The 17,709-nt window shown below is 41.1% G+C and carries 17 protein-coding genes; 16 read left to right on the top strand and 1 reads right to left on the bottom strand.

The window, feature by feature from the left end; translation table 11 throughout:
• Positions 1–357 precede the first annotated feature (357 nt).
• The 14 genes from mnmG to glmU all read left to right on the top strand — a co-directional run bounded on the left by mnmG (position 358) and on the right by glmU (position 13,313).
• Positions 358–2,247 (top strand): tRNA uridine-5-carboxymethylaminomethyl(34) synthesis enzyme MnmG, encoded by a 1,890-nt coding sequence (gene mnmG / locus B2R65_RS14770; RefSeq protein WP_054983815.1) that lies wholly within the window; start codon positions 358–360, stop codon positions 2,245–2,247.
• 15 nt (positions 2,248–2,262) lie between these two features.
• A complete protein-coding gene (gene rsmG, locus B2R65_RS14765) occupies positions 2,263–2,883 on the top strand; it encodes a 16S rRNA (guanine(527)-N(7))-methyltransferase RsmG (protein WP_096042524.1) in 621 nt (206 codons plus the stop codon).
• A 14-nt stretch (positions 2,884–2,897) separates the two neighbouring features.
• A complete protein-coding gene (locus B2R65_RS14760; protein WP_004588067.1) occupies positions 2,898–3,683 on the top strand; it encodes a ParA family protein in 786 nt (261 codons plus the stop codon).
• A gap of 20 nt (positions 3,684–3,703) precedes the next feature.
• Entirely contained in the window at positions 3,704–4,630 is a 927-nt protein-coding gene (locus B2R65_RS14755) for a ParB/RepB/Spo0J family partition protein (protein ID WP_286245678.1), read from the top strand.
• Positions 4,631–4,772: 142 nt separating this feature from the next.
• Positions 4,773–5,153, top strand: coding sequence for an ATP synthase subunit I (locus tag B2R65_RS14750; RefSeq protein WP_024032126.1), 381 nt, complete (start codon positions 4,773–4,775; stop codon positions 5,151–5,153).
• Between the two features lie 15 nt (positions 5,154–5,168).
• A complete protein-coding gene (gene atpB, locus B2R65_RS14745) occupies positions 5,169–6,026 on the top strand; it encodes a F0F1 ATP synthase subunit A (protein WP_004588070.1) in 858 nt (285 codons plus the stop codon).
• A 51-nt stretch (positions 6,027–6,077) separates the two neighbouring features.
• Positions 6,078–6,311, top strand: coding sequence for a F0F1 ATP synthase subunit C (gene atpE, locus B2R65_RS14740; RefSeq protein ID WP_004588071.1), 234 nt, complete (start codon positions 6,078–6,080; stop codon positions 6,309–6,311).
• 42 nt (positions 6,312–6,353) lie between these two features.
• The gene (atpF, locus tag B2R65_RS14735; RefSeq protein WP_004588072.1) at positions 6,354–6,824 is read left to right on the top strand and encodes a F0F1 ATP synthase subunit B; all 471 of its coding nucleotides are present in this window, start codon (positions 6,354–6,356) and stop codon (positions 6,822–6,824) included.
• Between the two features lie 16 nt (positions 6,825–6,840).
• Positions 6,841–7,374, top strand: coding sequence for a F0F1 ATP synthase subunit delta (gene atpH, locus B2R65_RS14730; protein ID WP_004588073.1), 534 nt, complete (start codon positions 6,841–6,843; stop codon positions 7,372–7,374).
• Positions 7,375–7,388: 14 nt separating this feature from the next.
• A complete protein-coding gene (gene atpA, locus B2R65_RS14725) occupies positions 7,389–8,930 on the top strand; it encodes a F0F1 ATP synthase subunit alpha (protein ID WP_004588074.1) in 1,542 nt (513 codons plus the stop codon).
• Between the two features lie 60 nt (positions 8,931–8,990).
• A complete protein-coding gene (gene atpG / locus B2R65_RS14720; RefSeq protein ID WP_004588075.1) occupies positions 8,991–9,851 on the top strand; it encodes a F0F1 ATP synthase subunit gamma in 861 nt (286 codons plus the stop codon).
• Between the two features lie 33 nt (positions 9,852–9,884).
• Complete coding sequence (gene atpD, locus B2R65_RS14715; RefSeq protein ID WP_004588076.1) at positions 9,885–11,270, top strand: F0F1 ATP synthase subunit beta; 1,386 nt, start codon at positions 9,885–9,887, stop codon at positions 11,268–11,270.
• Between the two features lie 13 nt (positions 11,271–11,283).
• Positions 11,284–11,706, top strand: coding sequence for a F0F1 ATP synthase subunit epsilon (locus B2R65_RS14710; RefSeq protein WP_004588077.1), 423 nt, complete (start codon positions 11,284–11,286; stop codon positions 11,704–11,706).
• Between the two features lie 248 nt (positions 11,707–11,954).
• On the top strand, positions 11,955–13,313 hold the full coding sequence (gene glmU, locus B2R65_RS14705) for a bifunctional UDP-N-acetylglucosamine diphosphorylase/glucosamine-1-phosphate N-acetyltransferase GlmU (protein WP_286743911.1): 1,359 nt from the start codon (positions 11,955–11,957) through the stop codon (positions 13,311–13,313).
• Positions 13,314–13,341: 28 nt separating this feature from the next.
• Here the strand turns inward: glmU and B2R65_RS14700 are convergent, their stop codons facing one another.
• The gene (locus tag B2R65_RS14700) at positions 13,342–14,184 is read right to left on the bottom strand and encodes a LytR/AlgR family response regulator transcription factor (protein ID WP_064386567.1); all 843 of its coding nucleotides are present in this window, start codon (positions 14,182–14,184) and stop codon (positions 13,342–13,344) included.
• A 141-nt stretch (positions 14,185–14,325) separates the two neighbouring features.
• Between B2R65_RS14700 and B2R65_RS14695 the strand changes: the two genes are divergently transcribed.
• Both B2R65_RS14695 and B2R65_RS14690 read left to right on the top strand, forming a co-directional pair.
• Positions 14,326–15,537, top strand: coding sequence for an acyltransferase family protein (locus tag B2R65_RS14695; RefSeq protein ID WP_286743909.1), 1,212 nt, complete (start codon positions 14,326–14,328; stop codon positions 15,535–15,537).
• Between the two features lie 86 nt (positions 15,538–15,623).
• Positions 15,624–17,417 carry a choice-of-anchor I family protein gene (locus B2R65_RS14690; RefSeq protein WP_286743907.1) on the top strand — a complete coding sequence of 598 codons (1,794 nt, stop codon included), beginning with the start codon at positions 15,624–15,626 and terminating at the stop codon, positions 17,415–17,417.
• Positions 17,418–17,709: the final 292 nt, after the last annotated feature.

The raw sequence follows: 17,709 nt of genomic DNA, 5'->3' as shown, positions 1-17,709 counted from the left end.
ACCGCTGATCAAACTGCGTTTTTAAGCATGCTTATCCATGGGATAAGATCCAATCGATATTGGGCTGTGTATAAACCCCTTTTTTGATCAGAGCTTATTTGCCTGATGATCCGATCATATTAACACCTTTAGATCTGATCTAATTTTATGTTTTAAATGAATAAATAGAGCTTATCAACAGAAAACCCGATCACTAGTAGTAATAGTATTAAAAGATCTCTTTAAAAGATCCTTTATATTATAAGTGATCAGTGACTTAGATCTTGCCCACTGTTTAATCATTTATCTTCTCCTAATTTCTAGGTAGAATACGCTCCCTTTTGAAGTTTACTGGTTTGATTAAGTAGGATCCCATTAATGATTTTTCACGAAAAGTTTGACGTTATCGTAGTAGGTGGTGGACATGCAGGCACTGAAGCCTCATTGGCTGCTGCACGTATGGGGATGAATACCCTGCTGCTAACTCATAATATGGATACACTTGGTCAAATGTCTTGCAACCCTGCAATTGGTGGCATAGGCAAAGGCCATTTGGTTAAAGAAATTGATGCGCTAGGCGGTGCTATGGCACAAGCTATTGATAAAGGCGGTATTCAATTTCGTACCTTAAATTCTTCAAAGGGACCTGCTGTTCGTGCAACTCGAGCACAAGCTGATCGCGCTTTGTACAAAGCTGCAATTCAAAACACATTACAAAACCAAGAAAACCTAAAAATATTTCAACAATCGTGTGATGATCTTATCGTTGAAAACGACAAAGTTGTTGGCGTAGTAACCCAAATGGGATTACGTTTTAGCGCACCTAGTGTTGTATTAACCGTAGGTACTTTCTTAGGTGGCCAAATACATATTGGTTTAGAGAATTTTAAAGGTGGTCGTGCAGGCGATCCCCCTTCAATTGCACTTGCTGATCGTTTACGTGAATTACCTTTTAGAGTAGACCGTTTAAAAACAGGTACTCCACCACGTATTGATGCCCGTACAGTTGATTTTAGCAAGATGCAAGAACAACCAGGTGATGCGCCTACACCGGTATTTTCGTTTATTGGTAAACAAAGCGATCACCCACAGCAAATACCATGCTATATCACCTACACAAACGAAAAAACCCATGAGGTTATTCGTAACAATTTACATCGCTCGCCTATGTACTCTGGCGTAATTGAAGGTATAGGACCACGTTACTGCCCTTCAATAGAAGATAAAATTGTGCGCTTTGCTGATAAAGACAAGCACCAAATATTTGTAGAGCCTGAAGGTTTAACATCGTACGAGCTTTACCCTAACGGTATTTCAACCAGCTTACCTTTTGATGTGCAGTTACAAATTGTGCAATCGATAGATGGTTTTGAAAACGCACATATTTGTCGCCCTGGTTATGCTATTGAATATGATTTCTTTGACCCGCGTGATTTAAAACAGTCATTAGAAACCAAGTTTATAGACGGATTATTTTTTGCAGGCCAAATAAATGGTACTACTGGTTACGAAGAAGCCGGTGCACAAGGTTTAATAGCCGGCATGAACGCCGCTTTACAAGTACAAGGCAAAGATGCATGGACTCCACGTCGTGATGAAGCGTATGTGGGCGTACTAATAGATGACTTAGCAACGCTTGGTACAAAAGAACCGTACCGTATGTTTACTAGCCGTGCGGAATACCGTTTATTATTACGTGAAGATAACGCTGATATTCGCTTAACAGAAAAAGGCCGTGAACTTGGTTTAGTTAACGATGAGCGCTGGCAGGCATTTAACGAAAAAATGGAAGTGATCGAAAAAGAGAAACAGCGTATTAAAGAAACCTGGATCCATAAAGATCATGCTGTGGTTGATCAAGTAAACGCCTTATTAAAAACACCGCTTACTCGTGAAGCAAGTTTAGAGGATCTACTTCGTCGTCCAGAAATTCGTTACGACGATTTAATGGCTATTGATGGGCTTGGATCTGAGTTTACAAACCAAGCTGCACTTGAACAAGTTGAGATCCATACTAAATACGCAGGCTACATTGCGCGCCAGCAAGATGAGATCAATAAACAGCTTCGTCATGAAGAAACCATTTTGCCTAAAGAGTTCGATTACTCAACGGTATCGGGTTTATCAAACGAGGTAGTTGCTAAGTTAACGGATGCGCGTCCAGACACTATTGGCCAAGCTTCTCGTATTTCTGGTATCACCCCAGCGGCGATTTCGCTATTATTAGTGTATCTGAAGAAGCAAGGCTTATTACGCAAAACTGCGTAATGGTAAAGGTAAACTGTGTTACAGCAACAATTAACAACATTGTTAGCGCAAACTGATATTGCGCTAACCGAAAAACAACAACAGCAATTAGTTAAATACGTTGAGTTACTAAACAAATGGAACAAAGCGTATAATTTAACGTCTGTACGCTTACCAGAAGAAATGATGATTAAGCACATTATGGATAGCTTAGTTGTTGCACCTCATTTACCCGGTCATCGTTATATTGATGTAGGCACAGGTCCTGGCTTACCAGGTATTGTATTAGCTATTGCACTACCTGATACGCAATTTGTATTGCTTGATAGCTTAGGCAAACGTGTTCGCTTTTTAATGCAAGTTAAACACGAGCTCGGGCTAAATAATGTCACCCCTGTGCAGTCAAGAGTTGAAGAATATCAACCAAGTGTTAAATTAGATGGCGTACTAAGTCGTGCGTTTGCTTCACTGCAAGATATGGTTGATTGGTGTTCACACTTAATTGATCACTCAGGCAAATTTATAGCGCTTAAAGGTGTGTTTCCTAGTGAAGAGCTAGAGTCGCTACCTGAGGGTGTAAAATTTGAAGATAAAATCTCGCTAGTAGTGCCTGAACTTGATGCACAACGACATTTAATTATTCTTTCTAAAGACTAGGGATCAGAGACATAGTGGCAAAAGTCATCGCATTAGCAAATCAAAAAGGCGGCGTTGGTAAAACAACAACGGCTGTTAATCTCGCTGCATCTATGGCTGCAACGAAGCGTAAAGTGCTGTTAATAGATCTCGACCCCCAAGGCAACGCTACGATGGGTAGCGGTGTAGACAAATATGGCGATGTCGCCACCATTTACGATTTACTCATTGAAGAAAAACCAATGGATGAGGTTATAATCACTGAAACCTCGGGTGAGTATCATATGATAGCGGCCAACGGCGATGTAACCGCAGCCGAAGTAAAATTAATGGAATTGTTTGCACGCGAAGTACGCCTTCGTAATGCGCTTGAAAAAATACAAGATAAATACGAATTTATTTTTATCGACTGCCCGCCTTCACTAAATATGTTAACAGTAAACGCCATGGCTGCTGCTGATTCTATTTTAGTACCTATGCAATGTGAATATTATGCGCTTGAAGGGTTAACCGCATTAATGGACACTATTACGCAACTTGCAAAGTTAGTTAACCCTAACTTACAAATTGAAGGCATTCTTCGTACTATGTACGATCCGCGCAATCGATTAGCAAATGATGTATCAGAACAATTAAAACAACATTTTGGCGATAAAGTATACCGCACCGTGATCCCACGTAATGTGCGTCTTGCCGAGGCACCTAGTTTTGGTGCACCAGCAATGTACTACGACCGCGCATCAAGTGGCGCAAAAGCCTACTTAGCACTTGCGGGCGAAATGCTACGCAGAAAAGAAAAAACAGCGCCGGTAGTCGCCTAACTTTAAGGTAAAAAAATAACATGTCTGCTAAAAAACGAGGTTTAGGCCGAGGACTCGATGCCCTTTTAAGTTCATCAAAACCAGCGCCGAGCTCAAGCAAGGAACAAGACACAGTAAATGTGACTGAAGCTGTACAAACTGCAGCACAGCCCGTTGCGAATGAATTGCAAAAGCTGCCTATTGAGTTTTTACACTCAGGAAAATACCAGCCTCGTAAAGATATGTCTGAAGAAGCGCTTGAGGAGTTAGCAAGCTCTATCCGCTCTCAAGGCATTATTCAGCCAATTGTGGTACGCCCTGTTGCAGAAAATAGCTTTGAAATAATTGCCGGTGAGCGCCGTTGGCGTGCTGCACAAATAGCAAAGCTTGAAAGCGTACCTTGTATTGTAAAAGATGTGCCAGATGAAGCCGCTGTTGCTATTGCGCTGATAGAAAATATTCAGCGTGAAGATTTAAACGCAATGGAAGAAGCTATCGCTTTAAACAGATTATTGAATGAATTTGAATTAACGCACCAGCAAGTTGCCGATGCGGTGGGTAAATCGCGCACTACCGTGACCAATTTACTACGATTAAACAATTTAAATAGTGATGTTAAAATTCTGTTAGAGCATGGCGACATAGAAATGGGCCACGCACGCTGTTTATTAGCACTTGAAGGTGAAGCACAATCTGACGCTGCAAGATTAGCCGTTGCTAAAGCGCTAACTGTTCGCGAAACCGAAAAGTTAGTACGCTCAATTTTAGAGCCGGTTGCTGCTAAAGAAACACCTGAAAAAGACCCAGATGTTAAGCGTTTAGAGCAAAAATTAGCCGATAATTTAGGGGCTAAAGTAGAAATAAATTATAACGCGAAAGGCAAAGGTAAGTTGGTTATTTCTTACACCAATTTAGATGAGCTTGATGGCATTTTAAATCGTATAAATCACAGCAATACCGACCATTAAAATTTTACATGTCCGATAAGAGACATTTGTAGCTATTTTGTGTTACAAAGCGTCTACTCAAGTTGCAAAACTGGTAGGATTAAGTATAATTTCGCCAGTTTTCACACCCTAACAATTAGAACGCCATAAAGGTTAACTAAACGTGACTAATAAGTTAGCAAGACCTTATAGGCTTGCCGCATTTAAATTAATTTGTCTTCAGGGTATCGTAGCACTTGTAGCTGCAGTAATTATTTTTGTTGGTTGGGGAGTAAACGCCAGCGTATCAGCACTTGCCGGTAGCAGCGTAGCAATACTTCCCCACCTAGTATTTGCGCTTTATGCATTCAGATATATGGGTGCAAGCAAAGCAAATCAAGCGTATACCTCGTTAAAACGCGGTAACGGATTAAAATTTATGCTAACAATCGTATTGTTTGCACTGATACTCAAGTCAACCACGGTCGTTTTAGTGCCGTTTTTTTGTGTTTACGTATTTGTGCTCTTTACTGGATTGTTTGCACCCGTTTTTTTTAAACATTAACTTTTGGGATATAACATGGCTGCAGAAGAAGTTACTATATCAAGCCATATCCAGCATCACTTAACAAACGCTAAGATGTGTATGACCGACTCAGGTCTTGCCTTCAACAAAGCGTGTGCAGACAGTGGTTTCTGGACATGGAATATAGATACCCTCGCATGGTCAATCGGACTTGGTCTATTATTTTTATGGACCTTCCGAAGCGCCGCAAAGAAAGCTCACACCGGAGTACCGGGTAAATTTCAATGTTTTATTGAAATGATTGTTGAGTTCGTTGGTGACAACGTACGTGACACATACCACGGTAAAAGCAAATTAATTGCTCCATTAGCCTTAACAATTTTTGTTTGGGTGTTCTTAATGAACTTAATGGATTTAATCCCAGTTGATTTCTTACCTGCACTTGCTGGTTTTGTTGGTGAACAAGCCTTTGGCATGGACTCACACGACGTTTACATGAAAATTGTACCTACCACAGACATAAACTTAACTGCTGCATTAGCATTGGGCGTGTTTATTCTGATGATTGGTTACTCTATTAAAATTAAAGGGGTTGGTGGCTTCATTAAAGAGCTTACACTTCACCCGTTTAGCTCTAATAGCAAAGTGGCTATGATTTTCTTAATTCCTTGTAATTTATTACTAGAAACAATCGCTCTAGTGTCTAAGCCTTTCTCGTTAGCACTGCGTTTATTCGGTAACTTATACGCTGGTGAATTGATATTCATACTTATCGGCGCAGTTGGTTTAATGCAACTTCCGTTGCACTTTGTTTGGGCTGTATTCCATATCTTAGTAATCGTGTTACAAGCATTCGTATTTATGATGCTAACCATTGTTTACCTAAGCATGGCAAGTTCAGACAATCACTAATTTATACACTTTTTATATTTAACTTTAACAATTGAAACTTTGGAGAAAAAAATGGAACTAGTATTAGGTCTTAAGTACATCGCAGTTGCTTTACTTATCGGCTTCGGTGCAATCGGTACTGCTATCGGCTTCGGTAACATGGGTGGTAAATTCCTAGAAGCATGTGCGCGTCAGCCTGAACTTGCACCTTCATTACAAGTTAAGATGTTCATCCTAGCTGGTCTAATCGATGCGGTAGCAATGATCGGTGTTGGTATCGCAATGGTAATCCTGTTCGTACTTTAATTTTATTTTTTGAACAGCTTACTATTTTAAGGAGGAGCGGTCGTGAACATAACAGCCACTCTTATCGGTGAATTAATTGCGTTTACGGTGTTTGTACTATTTTGTATGAAATATGTATGGCCACCACTTAATGATGCAATTGAGTCTCGCCAGAAGAAAATTGAAGATGGTTTAGCTGCCTCTGATAGAGCCGAAAAAGACTTAGAACTTGCGCAACAAAAAGCTGCAGAACAGCTTAAAGATGCAAAAGCTCAAGCGGCTGATATCATTGAACAAGCTAAAAAGCGTGCCGTGCTTATTGTTGACGAAGAAACTGTTCGTGGACAAGAAGAGCGTGAAAAAATTATTGCTCAAGGGCACTCTGAAATTGAATCAGAGCGTAACCGTGTAACAGAAGAGCTACGTAAGCAAGTAGCGACTCTGGCAGTGGTTGGCGCTGAAAGAATTTTAGAGCGTGAAATCAATCAAGCCGCACATAGTGACATCGTTGAAAAACTTGTCGCTGAGCTGTAATTAGGAGGGTATGAGCATGTCTGAATTGACTACTATCGCTCGCCCATACGCTAAAGCGGCTTTTGAACTTGCCGTTGAAAAAGGCACGATTGAAAGCTGGAATGACATGTTGTTTTTTGCAGGCGAAGTTGCCAGCAATGAACAAGCATCAGCCATTCTAGCTGGATTGCCTACTGCTACTGCACAAGCTGAGTTATTTATTAACTTATGTGCTGAGCAGCTCAACGAACAAGGTCAGAACCTAGTTAAGGTGATGGCTGAAAATGGACGTTTGATTGCACTGCCTGAGGTTGCTCAGTTATTCGCTGCGTTTAAAGCAGAGTATGACAAAGAAATCGACGTAGATGTGATTTCGGCAACCCCTCTTGCTGCAGCGCAGCAAGAGTCATTGGTAGCGACACTTGAAAAACGTTTCGCACGCAAAGTTAAGCTGAATTGTAGTGAAGACGCTGCAGTTGTTGGCGGCCTTATTATTAAGGCGGGTGACACTGTAATCGACGGCTCAGTACGCGGTAAATTAAACCGCTTAGCCACAACACTACAATCGTAATTGGGAAAAAGAGCATGCAACTTAATTCCACTGAAATTTCAGATCTGATCAAACAACGTATTGAGCAGTTCGAAGTTGTAAGTGAAGCTCGTAACGAAGGTACTATCGTATCTGTTACTGACGGTATCATCCGCATCCACGGTCTAGCTGACTGTATGCAAGGTGAGATGATTGAGCTTCCAGGCAACCGTTATGCTATCGCACTAAACCTTGAGCGTGACTCAATTGGTGCAGTAGTTATGGGTCCTTACGCTGACCTTACTGAAGGCGTAAAAGTATACACAACTGGTCGTATCTTAGAAGTTCCTGTTGGTGCTGGCTTACTTGGTCGTGTTGTAAACACACTAGGTGCTCCTATCGATGGTAAAGGCGCTTTAGATAACGACGGTTTTGAACCTGTAGAAAAAATTGCACCAGGTGTAATCGAGCGTCAATCTGTAGATGAGCCAGTTCAAACTGGTTACAAATCTATTGATGCGATGATTCCAGTTGGTCGTGGTCAGCGTGAGCTTGTTATCGGTGACCGCCAAACAGGTAAAACTGCACTAGCAATCGATGCAATCATCAACCAAAAGAACACAGGCGTTAAGTGTGTGTACGTAGCGGTTGGCCAAAAAGCATCTACTATTGCTAACGTAGTACGTAAATTAGAAGAGCACGGTGCACTTGCAAATACTATCGTAGTTGTAGCATCTGCTTCTGAGTCTGCGGCACTTCAGTACTTAGCACCGTTCTCGGGCTGTACTATGGGTGAATACTTCCGTGACCGTGGTGAAAACGCATTAATCGTATATGATGATTTATCTAAGCAAGCTGTTGCTTACCGTCAAATCTCATTACTACTTAAGCGTCCACCAGGTCGTGAAGCATACCCAGGTGACGTATTCTACCTTCACTCGCGTCTTTTAGAGCGTGCATCGCGTGTAAACGCTGATTACGTTGAAAAGTTCACTAACGGTGAAGTGAAAGGACAAACTGGTTCATTGACGGCATTGCCAATCATTGAAACTCAAGGCGGCGACGTTTCTGCGTTCGTACCGACAAACGTTATCTCTATCACCGATGGTCAGATCTTCTTAGAAACTGACTTATTCAACTCAGGTATCCGTCCGGCAGTAAATGCTGGTATCTCGGTATCGCGTGTTGGTGGTGCTGCACAAACTAAAATCGTTAAGAAACTAGGTGGCGGTATCCGTCTAGCCCTAGCTCAGTACCGTGAATTAGCTGCGTTCTCGCAGTTCGCGTCTGACCTTGATGATGCAACTCGTGCTCAACTTGAGCATGGTGAGCGTGTAACAGAGCTAATGAAGCAGAAACAGTACGCACCAATGTCTGTTGCTGAAATGTCTTTGTCGTTATTTGCAGCTGAGAAAGGTTATCTTAAAGATATCGAAATCTCTAAAATTATGGATTTCGAAGCAGCTTTACTTTCTTATGCAAGTAGCACATACGCAGAGCTTGTGGCTCAAATCAATGAAACTGGTAACTACAACGCCGAGATCGAAGCGCAGCTTAAAGAACTTCTTGAGAAGTTCAAGTCTACGCAAACTTGGTAATTTAGTTATTAATGGTGCGCTTTAGTTTACTAAAGCACACCTTGATTCGGAGAGAGAGTCATGGCCAGCGGAAAAGAGATTAAAAGCAAGATCGGGAGTATTAAAAATACTCAAAAGATCACTAGCGCAATGGAAATGGTTGCTGCGTCTAAAATGAAAAAGGCGCAAGAACGAGTGGCTTCAAGCCGTCCATACGCTGACAAATTACGCAAAGTAATTGGTCGTGTTGCTCAAGCAAATCTTGATTTTACTCACCCGTTCTTAGAAGAACGTGAAGTAAAACGAGTTGGTTATATTGTTATCTCTACAGACCGTGGTCTATGTGGCGGCTTAAACTCAAATGAGTTTAAAAAAGTTGCATTAGACATTAAAGCGTGGAAAGAAAAAGGTGTGGACGCTGAGTTTGCAACTTTAGGTAGCAAAGCTGCTAGTTTCTTTCAACGTTTTGGCGGTCAAGTGCTTGCTAAAAAAGCAGGCCTTGGAGATAAGCCTTCAGTACAAGACGTAATTGGTCCTGTAAAAATTATGCTAGATGCATTCTCAGAAGGTAAAATTGACCGTTTATTCCTGGTATATAACAACTTCGTTAATACCATGAAGCAAGAACCAACAATTGACCAGTTACTCCCTTTGCCAAAAGCTGAAGAAGAAGTATCTGCCCACACATGGGACTACTTATACGAGCCAGGCCCAGACGCTATATTAGAGTCTTTGCTTGTACGCTTTGTTGAGTCTCAGGTATACCAAGGTGTGGTTGAGAACGCTGCCTCTGAACAGGCTGCCCGTATGGTTGCAATGAAAGCTGCAACAGATAATGCCGGCGACCTTATGGATGAGTTACAGCTTGTTTATAACAAGGCCCGCCAAGCGGCAATCACACAAGAAATTAGTGAGATTGTTTCTGGTTCAGCCGCAGTTTAATGCTTCAGGCAAAGATTAACGAGAGGAATAGACATGAGTTTAGGTAAGGTCGTCCAAATTATCGGTGCCGTTGTGGATATTGAGTTTTCTCAAGACAACGTGCCAGCCGTATATGACGCGCTAAAAGTAACAGATGGCGATTTAGCTGGTTTGACTTTAGAAGTTCAACAACAGCTAGGTGGCGGTGTTGTTCGTACTATCGCACTAGGTACTACTGACGGTTTACGTCGTGGCGCAGCGGTAGAAAATACAGGTGAAGCGATTCAAGTTCCAGTTGGTAAAGCAACGCTTGGTCGTATCATGAACGTACTTGGTGAGCCAATCGATGAAGCTGGCCCAATCGGCGAAGAAGACCGTATGTCTATTCACCGTGCAGCGCCTTCATACGAAGAGCAATCAAGTTCAGTAGAACTTTTAGAAACTGGTATCAAGGTAATCGACCTTGTATGTCCATTTGCTAAAGGTGGTAAAGTTGGTTTATTCGGTGGTGCCGGTGTAGGTAAAACCGTAAACATGATGGAACTTATCCGTAACATCGCAATCGAGCACAGCGGCTACTCAGTATTCGCAGGTGTTGGTGAGCGTACTCGTGAGGGTAACGATTTCTACCATGAGATGAACGATTCAAACGTACTTGATAAAGTATCGCTTGTATACGGTCAGATGAACGAGCCTCCTGGTAACCGTTTACGCGTAGCGTTAACTGGTCTTACTATGGCTGAGAAGTTCCGTGACGAAGGTCGCGATGTACTTTTCTTCGTAGATAACATCTACCGTTACACGCTTGCTGGTACAGAAGTATCTGCACTTCTTGGTCGTATGCCATCAGCGGTAGGTTACCAGCCTACACTTGCTGAAGAAATGGGTGTACTTCAAGAGCGTATCGCTTCAACGAAGACAGGTTCAATTACATCAATCCAAGCGGTATACGTACCTGCGGATGATTTAACGGATCCATCTCCAGCAACTACCTTTGCTCACTTAGATGCAACAGTAGTACTTTCACGTGATATCGCATCACTTGGTATCTACCCAGCGGTAGACCCACTTGATTCATCTTCACGTCAACTTGACCCATTAGTAATTGGTCAAGAGCACTACGATACAGCACGTGGCGTTCAAACAGTTCTTCAGCGTTACAAAGAACTTAAAGACATCATTGCTATCCTAGGTATGGACGAGCTTTCTGACGAAGATAAGCAACTTGTATCTCGTGCACGTAAAATCCAGCGTTTCCTATCTCAGCCATTCTTCGTGGCAGAGGTATTTACAGGTGCGCCAGGTAAATACGTTTCACTAAAAGACACAATTGCTGGCTTTAAAGGCATTCTAAGCGGTGAATTTGATGACCTTCCAGAGCAAGCGTTCTACATGGTAGGCTCTATCGAAGAAGCTCAAGAAAAAGCTAAAAGCATGTAATTAGGAGGGTAGTATGGCAGCTATGACTGTACATCTTGACGTAGTAAGCGCAGAGCAGAGCTTGTTCTCTGGTCTAGTTGAATCGATTCAAGTATCTGGTAGTGAAGGTGAGCTTGGTGTTAATGCCGGTCACGCCCCACTACTAACTGCCCTTAAACCTGGTATGGTACGTTTAGTTAAGCAACATGGTGAAGAAGAACTCATCTACATTGCTGGCGGTACACTAGAAGTTCAACCGAACATAGTAACCGTACTTGCTGATACAGCTGTTCGTGGTGAAGACCTAGACGAGCAAGCCGCAGAGCAAGCTAAGCGTGACGCAGAAAGCCAAATGGCTAATGCGTCAGCAGCTGAATTTGATTATCAAAAAGCAGCTATGCAACTAGCAGAAGCTATTGCACAACTTCGCGTAATTCAGCAATTACGTAAAAAGTAAGCCTATCCGGTTTTTAAAAGCCCACGTTATGTGGGCTTTTTTGTGCCTGTAATTTGGCTTTGCACTTATATCGGTTAGCAAAGCTGGTTACAATAAGTGTAATTATTATGAATAGTTTGTTTATCATAGATTCAGTCATTATTTTTTATAATACGGCTGAGTATGTATACATGGAGTGACATGCGTAATCTAGTTAAGCTACTTTCATTAACTCCTCACTAAAACAACGGAAAAAGGAAATTGTTTTAATGGCTCTAACAACAGTAATTCTTGCTGCGGGTAAAGGTACTCGTATGCGCTCTGCTCTACCAAAAGTACTGCATAAAGTGGCAGGTAAACCTATGGTGCAGCATGTTATAGATAACGCAAAGGCACTTGGTGCAACCACCACTAACTTAGTTTACGGGCACGGCGGCGAACTATTACAACAACAACTTGCCGATAACGACGTAAACTGGGTACTGCAAGCAGAACAACTTGGTACTGGCCACGCAGTAGCACAAGCAAACCCTCATATTAATGATGACGACACTGTACTTGTTTTATATGGTGATGTACCTCTTACAAAGCAATCAACACTTGAGCGCTTACTAGCTGCAACACCTAAAAATGGTTTGGCGGTATTAACAGTTAATTTGGTTAACCCAAATGGCTATGGCCGTATGCTACGAGAAGATGGCAAGCTTGTAGGTATTATTGAGCAAAAAGATGCAAGCGCTGAGCAGCTACTTATCAGCGAAGTAAACACCGGCATTATGGCGGTTAACGGCAAGCTTTTAAAAACATGGTTAGGCAATCTATCTAACAATAATGCGCAGGGTGAATACTACCTTACAGATATCGTTGCTATGGCGCACAGTGAAGGTGTAGAAATCACGTCAGCACAGCCCGATCATGCAATGGAAGTTGAAGGCGCAAACAACCGCATACAACTTGCAGGCCTAGAGCGTGCTTATCAAGCATGGCAAGCAGAAGAGTTAATGTTAAATGGTGCCACCCTAGCCGACCCTGCTCGTATTGATGTACGTGGCAATGTTAAAACAGGCGAAGACGTATTAATTGATATAAACGTTATTTTTGAAGGTAATGTAACCCTAGGCAATAACGTAAAAATTGGCCCTAACTGCGTACTTAAAAACTGTACCATAGGCGATAACGTTGTAATAAAAGCGAATACCCTAATTGAAGAGGCAAGCGTAGCGGCTAAATGTACGCTAGGCCCATATGCTCGCCTACGCCCTGGTGCGGTAATGGAAGAAGACTCGCACATTGGTAACTTTGTAGAGATGAAAAAAACCCGCTTAGGGAAAGGTTCTAAAGCAAACCACTTAAGTTACTTAGGCGATGCTGAAATTGGCGAAAAAGTGAATATAGGCGCAGGTACTATTACCTGTAACTACGATGGAGTTAATAAAGCAAAAACCATTATTGGTGATAACGCCTTTATTGGTTCAAATTCATCACTTGTTGCTCCTGTAAATATTGGTACAACAGCAACTGTAGGTGCAGGCTCTGTGATCACCAGTACCGTTGAAGATGAACAACTTGCAATAGCACGTTCTAAACAGCGTAATTTAACGGGCTGGAAACGCCCGGTTAAAAAATAATTATAAAAGGCTACTTAGGTAGCCTTTTTTATTTCAGTTGAAGTTTAAACTGTTCTTTATAGCGTCTAGATAAGTTAAGCATCTTACCTGTAGTTAGTTTTATTTCACTATCGCCACTAGGTAGCGGTGTAATAGACTCTATTCTATCAAGGTTTACGCCATGGCTGCGATGGACTCTGCAAAAGCCTTTATCTTCTAGTTGCTCACTTAGTGCTGTAAGGGTCGTTCTTAAAGGGTAAATAGACGTGCCAATATACAAGTTTACATAGTTGCCCGATGATTCAAGCCAATCAACATCGTCTATTTTTACAATAAACTCTTTACCATGCTTTTTTACAAGCAAACGGTTTAGAGTGGGTGTTGCTTGTTGCTCGCTTTCTTCTATAGAAGATGCCTCCCCAATTAATTGCTGAACGACATATTGATATACTTTTATGAGCGCAATAAAAAATATAAAGCTTATAGCATCCTTTTGATATTCGTATATTAATTCAAACCAACTCAAACCAAAATCATAAGAGCGACCCCAAGCTAAATATACAAGCTTGCGACTGCCTACCATAATAGCAATATGTAACATGCTAAATACAATTGAAGCGCCAAAATACATACCCAATGAAGCAGGTATTTTATGCCATTTAAAAGGTGTGTTATTCAAAAACCAAATTAAAGCCGGAAACATAAGCAAAGATCCTAGCGCGCTTGAATACTCCCATACAAATGGCTCCCAAATTAAAAATGGTAAATCTCCTGATCTTTTTACCTCCATGATTTGGGTTGTTGCATTTACGGTATTATTAATTAATACGTAAGCACACAGTAATACTGATGCGTATAAGGTTTGAAAACGCTGAAAGTGTTGTAGGTTCATAGTATGTGCTTATATTTATGTGGTGGGTTTATCCCTAAATACCACCGTTTATCACTATTGCATGTAATATAAGCACTTATGAATAGTTTTTGCGAGTCGTTTAAGTCTTACTAGTACCAAAAGGTATACATTGGTTTTAGCATGAAAAAACAATTACACGTAACAAACCGTCATTACTTTCTTGATTGGCTGAGAGTCATTGCGTTTGCTGTACTTATTTTTTATCACATTGGCATGTTGTACAGCGAAAACTGGGGCTTTCACTTTAAAAGTACTTATATATCTCACTACGTAGAGTATTTTTTATTGGTGTTTGCTCCTTGGAGAATGCTACTGATTTGGTTTATATCTGGAGTAGCACTTCGCTTTATGCTCGATAAAGTGAGAGGTGTTAAATCAAATGCGTTATTTTTTTTAAATCGCTCTATTTTTATATTACTACCTTTGCTGGTGGGGTTATGGCTAATAGTTCCCTTTCAGTTGTATGCAGAAATGTCGCAAAAGAGCGTAATAGACATAACGTATTGGCAGTTCTACTTAGCGTTTTTAGATATTAATAATGAGATGTTTGCCAATTACCAGTCTGGGGTATGGCCGCACGTAGATGTAAATCATTTATGGTATTTACGCTCTCTTTGGCAGTTCATGCTTATCATTATTTTATTTTCACTATTCATGAAGCTCCCTTTTTTTACGCCTTTACTCAAGTTAGGTAAAGTGAGGCTGCCATTACTGGTAAGCTTATTAGTCATAGCCATGTTGCTTACACATAACTACTTAGAAGGAGATGCTGTAAGGGAGGCTAACGGCTTTATATTTCTATTTATAGGGTTTCTGTTAGCCAAACACAATTATTTTTGGGCGAGCCTAAAACACTATTTTTGGGTGTTATGTGTAAGCTTTACCCTGCTGTGTATATACATATTAATGGCTTACCAAAACGTATTTGATTTACCTAGTTATATTTTTACTACTATATACAATATTCAAAGAGTATTGGGAGTGCTTACCATGCTTGCACTCGCACAGCATTTTTTAAACTTTAAAACTAATTACTTAAAAACATTTAATAGCTGGGTGTTCCCTTTTTATTTATTGCACCAAAGTGTACTCATAATCCTGTGTTTTGTTTTGCAGCCTTTAGAGGTAGGTTCTTTTATTGAACCACTCTTGGTTGTTATTGGTACATGGTGTATTTGCGCGGTTATTACATTAATAGTGACACGTATTGATATTTTAAGGCCTTTAATAGGTGTTAAAACTCAAAATAGCTATTCCAAGCCTTATAAATTATTAGGTTATACAGTAAGCCTTATTCTTGTGTGCCCCTTAGCATTTAAACTCGTTTTTTAAGTTAAAAAAGCTTTATTAAAAGTGCCATAGCTTTGTCATACCTGTGTGTTGTTATTTTGTTCAATACCACACTAAGGAAAATAACAATGTTAAAAAGGTCACTTATAGCACTTTCACTCATATCAATATTAACAGGTTGCTCACTAGATGGAGATGACGGCCAAGACGGCACGCAAGGTATCCAAGGGGAGCAAGGCACAGCGGGTCAAAATGGTACTAACGGCACTAATGCAAACTCTGCGTTAAATATAAGTTTAGTAGGCCGCGCTGTACTTAATGCCCAAAGCCCCGAAGGTGCAGCCGAAATAGTCGCTTATCAAGCATCTAAAAAGTGGATATACGCCATTAATAGTTCTGGTGATGAAGCAGTAGTGAATATTATACCCGCCGACACCTTTGATACGGCGGCCCTTGTTCAAGATAACGAAGGGATAGTGAGTGCAACTAACCTAACATCAACCATTACCCTTACCTTAAACGACAACACCCCAGGCGATGCAAACAGCATAGCAATAGATGAAAACAACCAAATGCTAGCTGTGGCTATGGCTGCTAAAAATGTGGGCGAAGCGGGTCAAATTGCATTTTACGACATAAGCGGCGATACACCCGCCTTCATAAAAAATGTACCAGCGGGCTTTTTACCAGACATGGTGACTTTTAACCACGATGGTACAAAAGTAGTTGTAGCCAATGAAGGTGAACCTAATGGCGATTACAGTATCGACCCAGAAGGCTCTGTAAGCATAATTAATATAGTAGAAGGTGTAGTAGCTGATACGGCAACTAATATTGACTTTACTACTTACAATAGTCAGCAAGCTGAACTTGAGTCTGATGGATTTGTGTTTGCTAACCCTACAGGGCGCACTATTAACGGAAATGTAATAAATACGACAGTAGCTATGGATTTAGAGCCTGAGTACGTCAGCATTTCTAAAGATAACAAATATGCCTACGTATCAATTCAAGAAAATAACGGTCTCGCTATTATTAACCTAGAAGATAATAGCGTAGAGCTAAAAGCGCTAGGCTTTAAAGACTGGTCAAATTTACAAATAGATGCATCAGATAAAGACGGCGGTGTTAATTTTAAATCGTACCCAGGGCTTTATGGTATGTATCAGCCAGATACAATTTCAAGCTTTAGCTGGAAAGGCGCAAACTTTATAGTATCGGCAAATGAAGGTGATGCACGCGAGTACTTCTTTGATGTAACAGATGAAGCAGACTGCACAGCAAAGGGCGGCCTAGATTACGATGAAGATGATGGCTGTCTTGCCTATATAGATGAAAGCCGCGTTGAAGATTTAACGCTTGCAGCTAATTTTGACTACTTAAATAACGACGATGACGATATAGGCCGCTTGAAGGTAAGCACTGTAAAAGGTGATACGAATGACGACGGTCAATACGAATCGCTTTATGCCTATGGTGCACGCTCATTTACTATTTGGGACAGTAATGGGCTGGTGGTATTTGACTCAGGCGATGACATAGGTCGTATTACCGCATCGGTTCATGGTGAAGCCTTTAATAACAATGAAGATGAAAACGAAGGTGACACACGCTCAGATGATAAAGGCGCAGAACCCGAAGCGCTAACAATAGGTACGATAGACGAACGCACTTTTGCCTTTATAGGTCTTGAGCGCATGGGCGGGATTATGGTTTACGATATTACCAACCCTTACGATGTGCAATTTGAAGATTACTTTTATAACCGTGGTGTAATAGAAGGGGCAGATATAACCGGCGACCTTGCACCCGAAGGCATGGTGTTTGTAACTGCTGAACAAAGTGCGACAGGCGAGCCACTGCTTATAATCGGTAATGAGATCTCAGGTTCTATAGCTGTATGGCAAATTGCAGCAAATTAAAACCAACAAAGCAGTACAGCGATTACTAAATGTACTGCTTTTTCTAACGCGCAAATATTAGCTGTAAAATAGCGACTTAACATGCGCGTTTTTTAATCTAAAATCAGCCCGTAGGCCTTTATTTGTATGCGTTTCATACTAAATTCATTTATTTGTCAAAAAGCTGAAATAAAACATTGACCCCCGCTCGAATCTCCCTATAATGCGACCCCACTGAGACGGGAAACGCTGAAGCATAGCAAGGCACAAAGGCTTAGAGAGTTAAGTGAAACTTCGGTTTTAAATCTTCTAA

This window comes from Pseudoalteromonas sp. UBA2102, assembly GCF_002331165.1.
GTDB classification, from domain to species: Bacteria; Pseudomonadota; Gammaproteobacteria; order Enterobacterales; family Alteromonadaceae; genus Pseudoalteromonas; species Pseudoalteromonas atlantica.
Note: the sequence above shows the minus strand (reverse complement) of the source record. Positions and strands in the feature narration are given on the sequence as shown.

Bases quoted from the DNA above. Each gene is read 5' to 3' on its own strand.
- mnmG (WP_054983815.1), top strand. From the start codon at position 358: ATGATTTTTCACGAAAAGTTTGACGTTATCGTAGTAGGTGGTGGACAT.
- B2R65_RS14755 (WP_286245678.1), top strand. From the start codon at position 3,704: ATGTCTGCTAAAAAACGAGGTTTAGGCCGAGGACTCGATGCCCTTTTA.
- atpB (WP_004588070.1), top strand. From the start codon at position 5,169: ATGGCTGCAGAAGAAGTTACTATATCAAGCCATATCCAGCATCACTTA.
- atpE (WP_004588071.1), top strand. From the start codon at position 6,078: ATGGAACTAGTATTAGGTCTTAAGTACATCGCAGTTGCTTTACTTATC.
- atpH (WP_004588073.1), top strand. From the start codon at position 6,841: ATGTCTGAATTGACTACTATCGCTCGCCCATACGCTAAAGCGGCTTTT.
- atpA (WP_004588074.1), top strand. From the start codon at position 7,389: ATGCAACTTAATTCCACTGAAATTTCAGATCTGATCAAACAACGTATT.
- atpG (WP_004588075.1), top strand. From the start codon at position 8,991: ATGGCCAGCGGAAAAGAGATTAAAAGCAAGATCGGGAGTATTAAAAAT.
- atpD (WP_004588076.1), top strand. From the start codon at position 9,885: ATGAGTTTAGGTAAGGTCGTCCAAATTATCGGTGCCGTTGTGGATATT.
- B2R65_RS14710 (WP_004588077.1), top strand. From the start codon at position 11,284: ATGGCAGCTATGACTGTACATCTTGACGTAGTAAGCGCAGAGCAGAGC.
- glmU (WP_286743911.1), top strand. From the start codon at position 11,955: ATGGCTCTAACAACAGTAATTCTTGCTGCGGGTAAAGGTACTCGTATG.
- B2R65_RS14700 (WP_064386567.1), bottom strand. From the start codon at position 14,184: ATGAACCTACAACACTTTCAGCGTTTTCAAACCTTATACGCATCAGTA.
- B2R65_RS14695 (WP_286743909.1), top strand. From the start codon at position 14,326: ATGAAAAAACAATTACACGTAACAAACCGTCATTACTTTCTTGATTGG.
- B2R65_RS14690 (WP_286743907.1), top strand. From the start codon at position 15,624: ATGTTAAAAAGGTCACTTATAGCACTTTCACTCATATCAATATTAACA.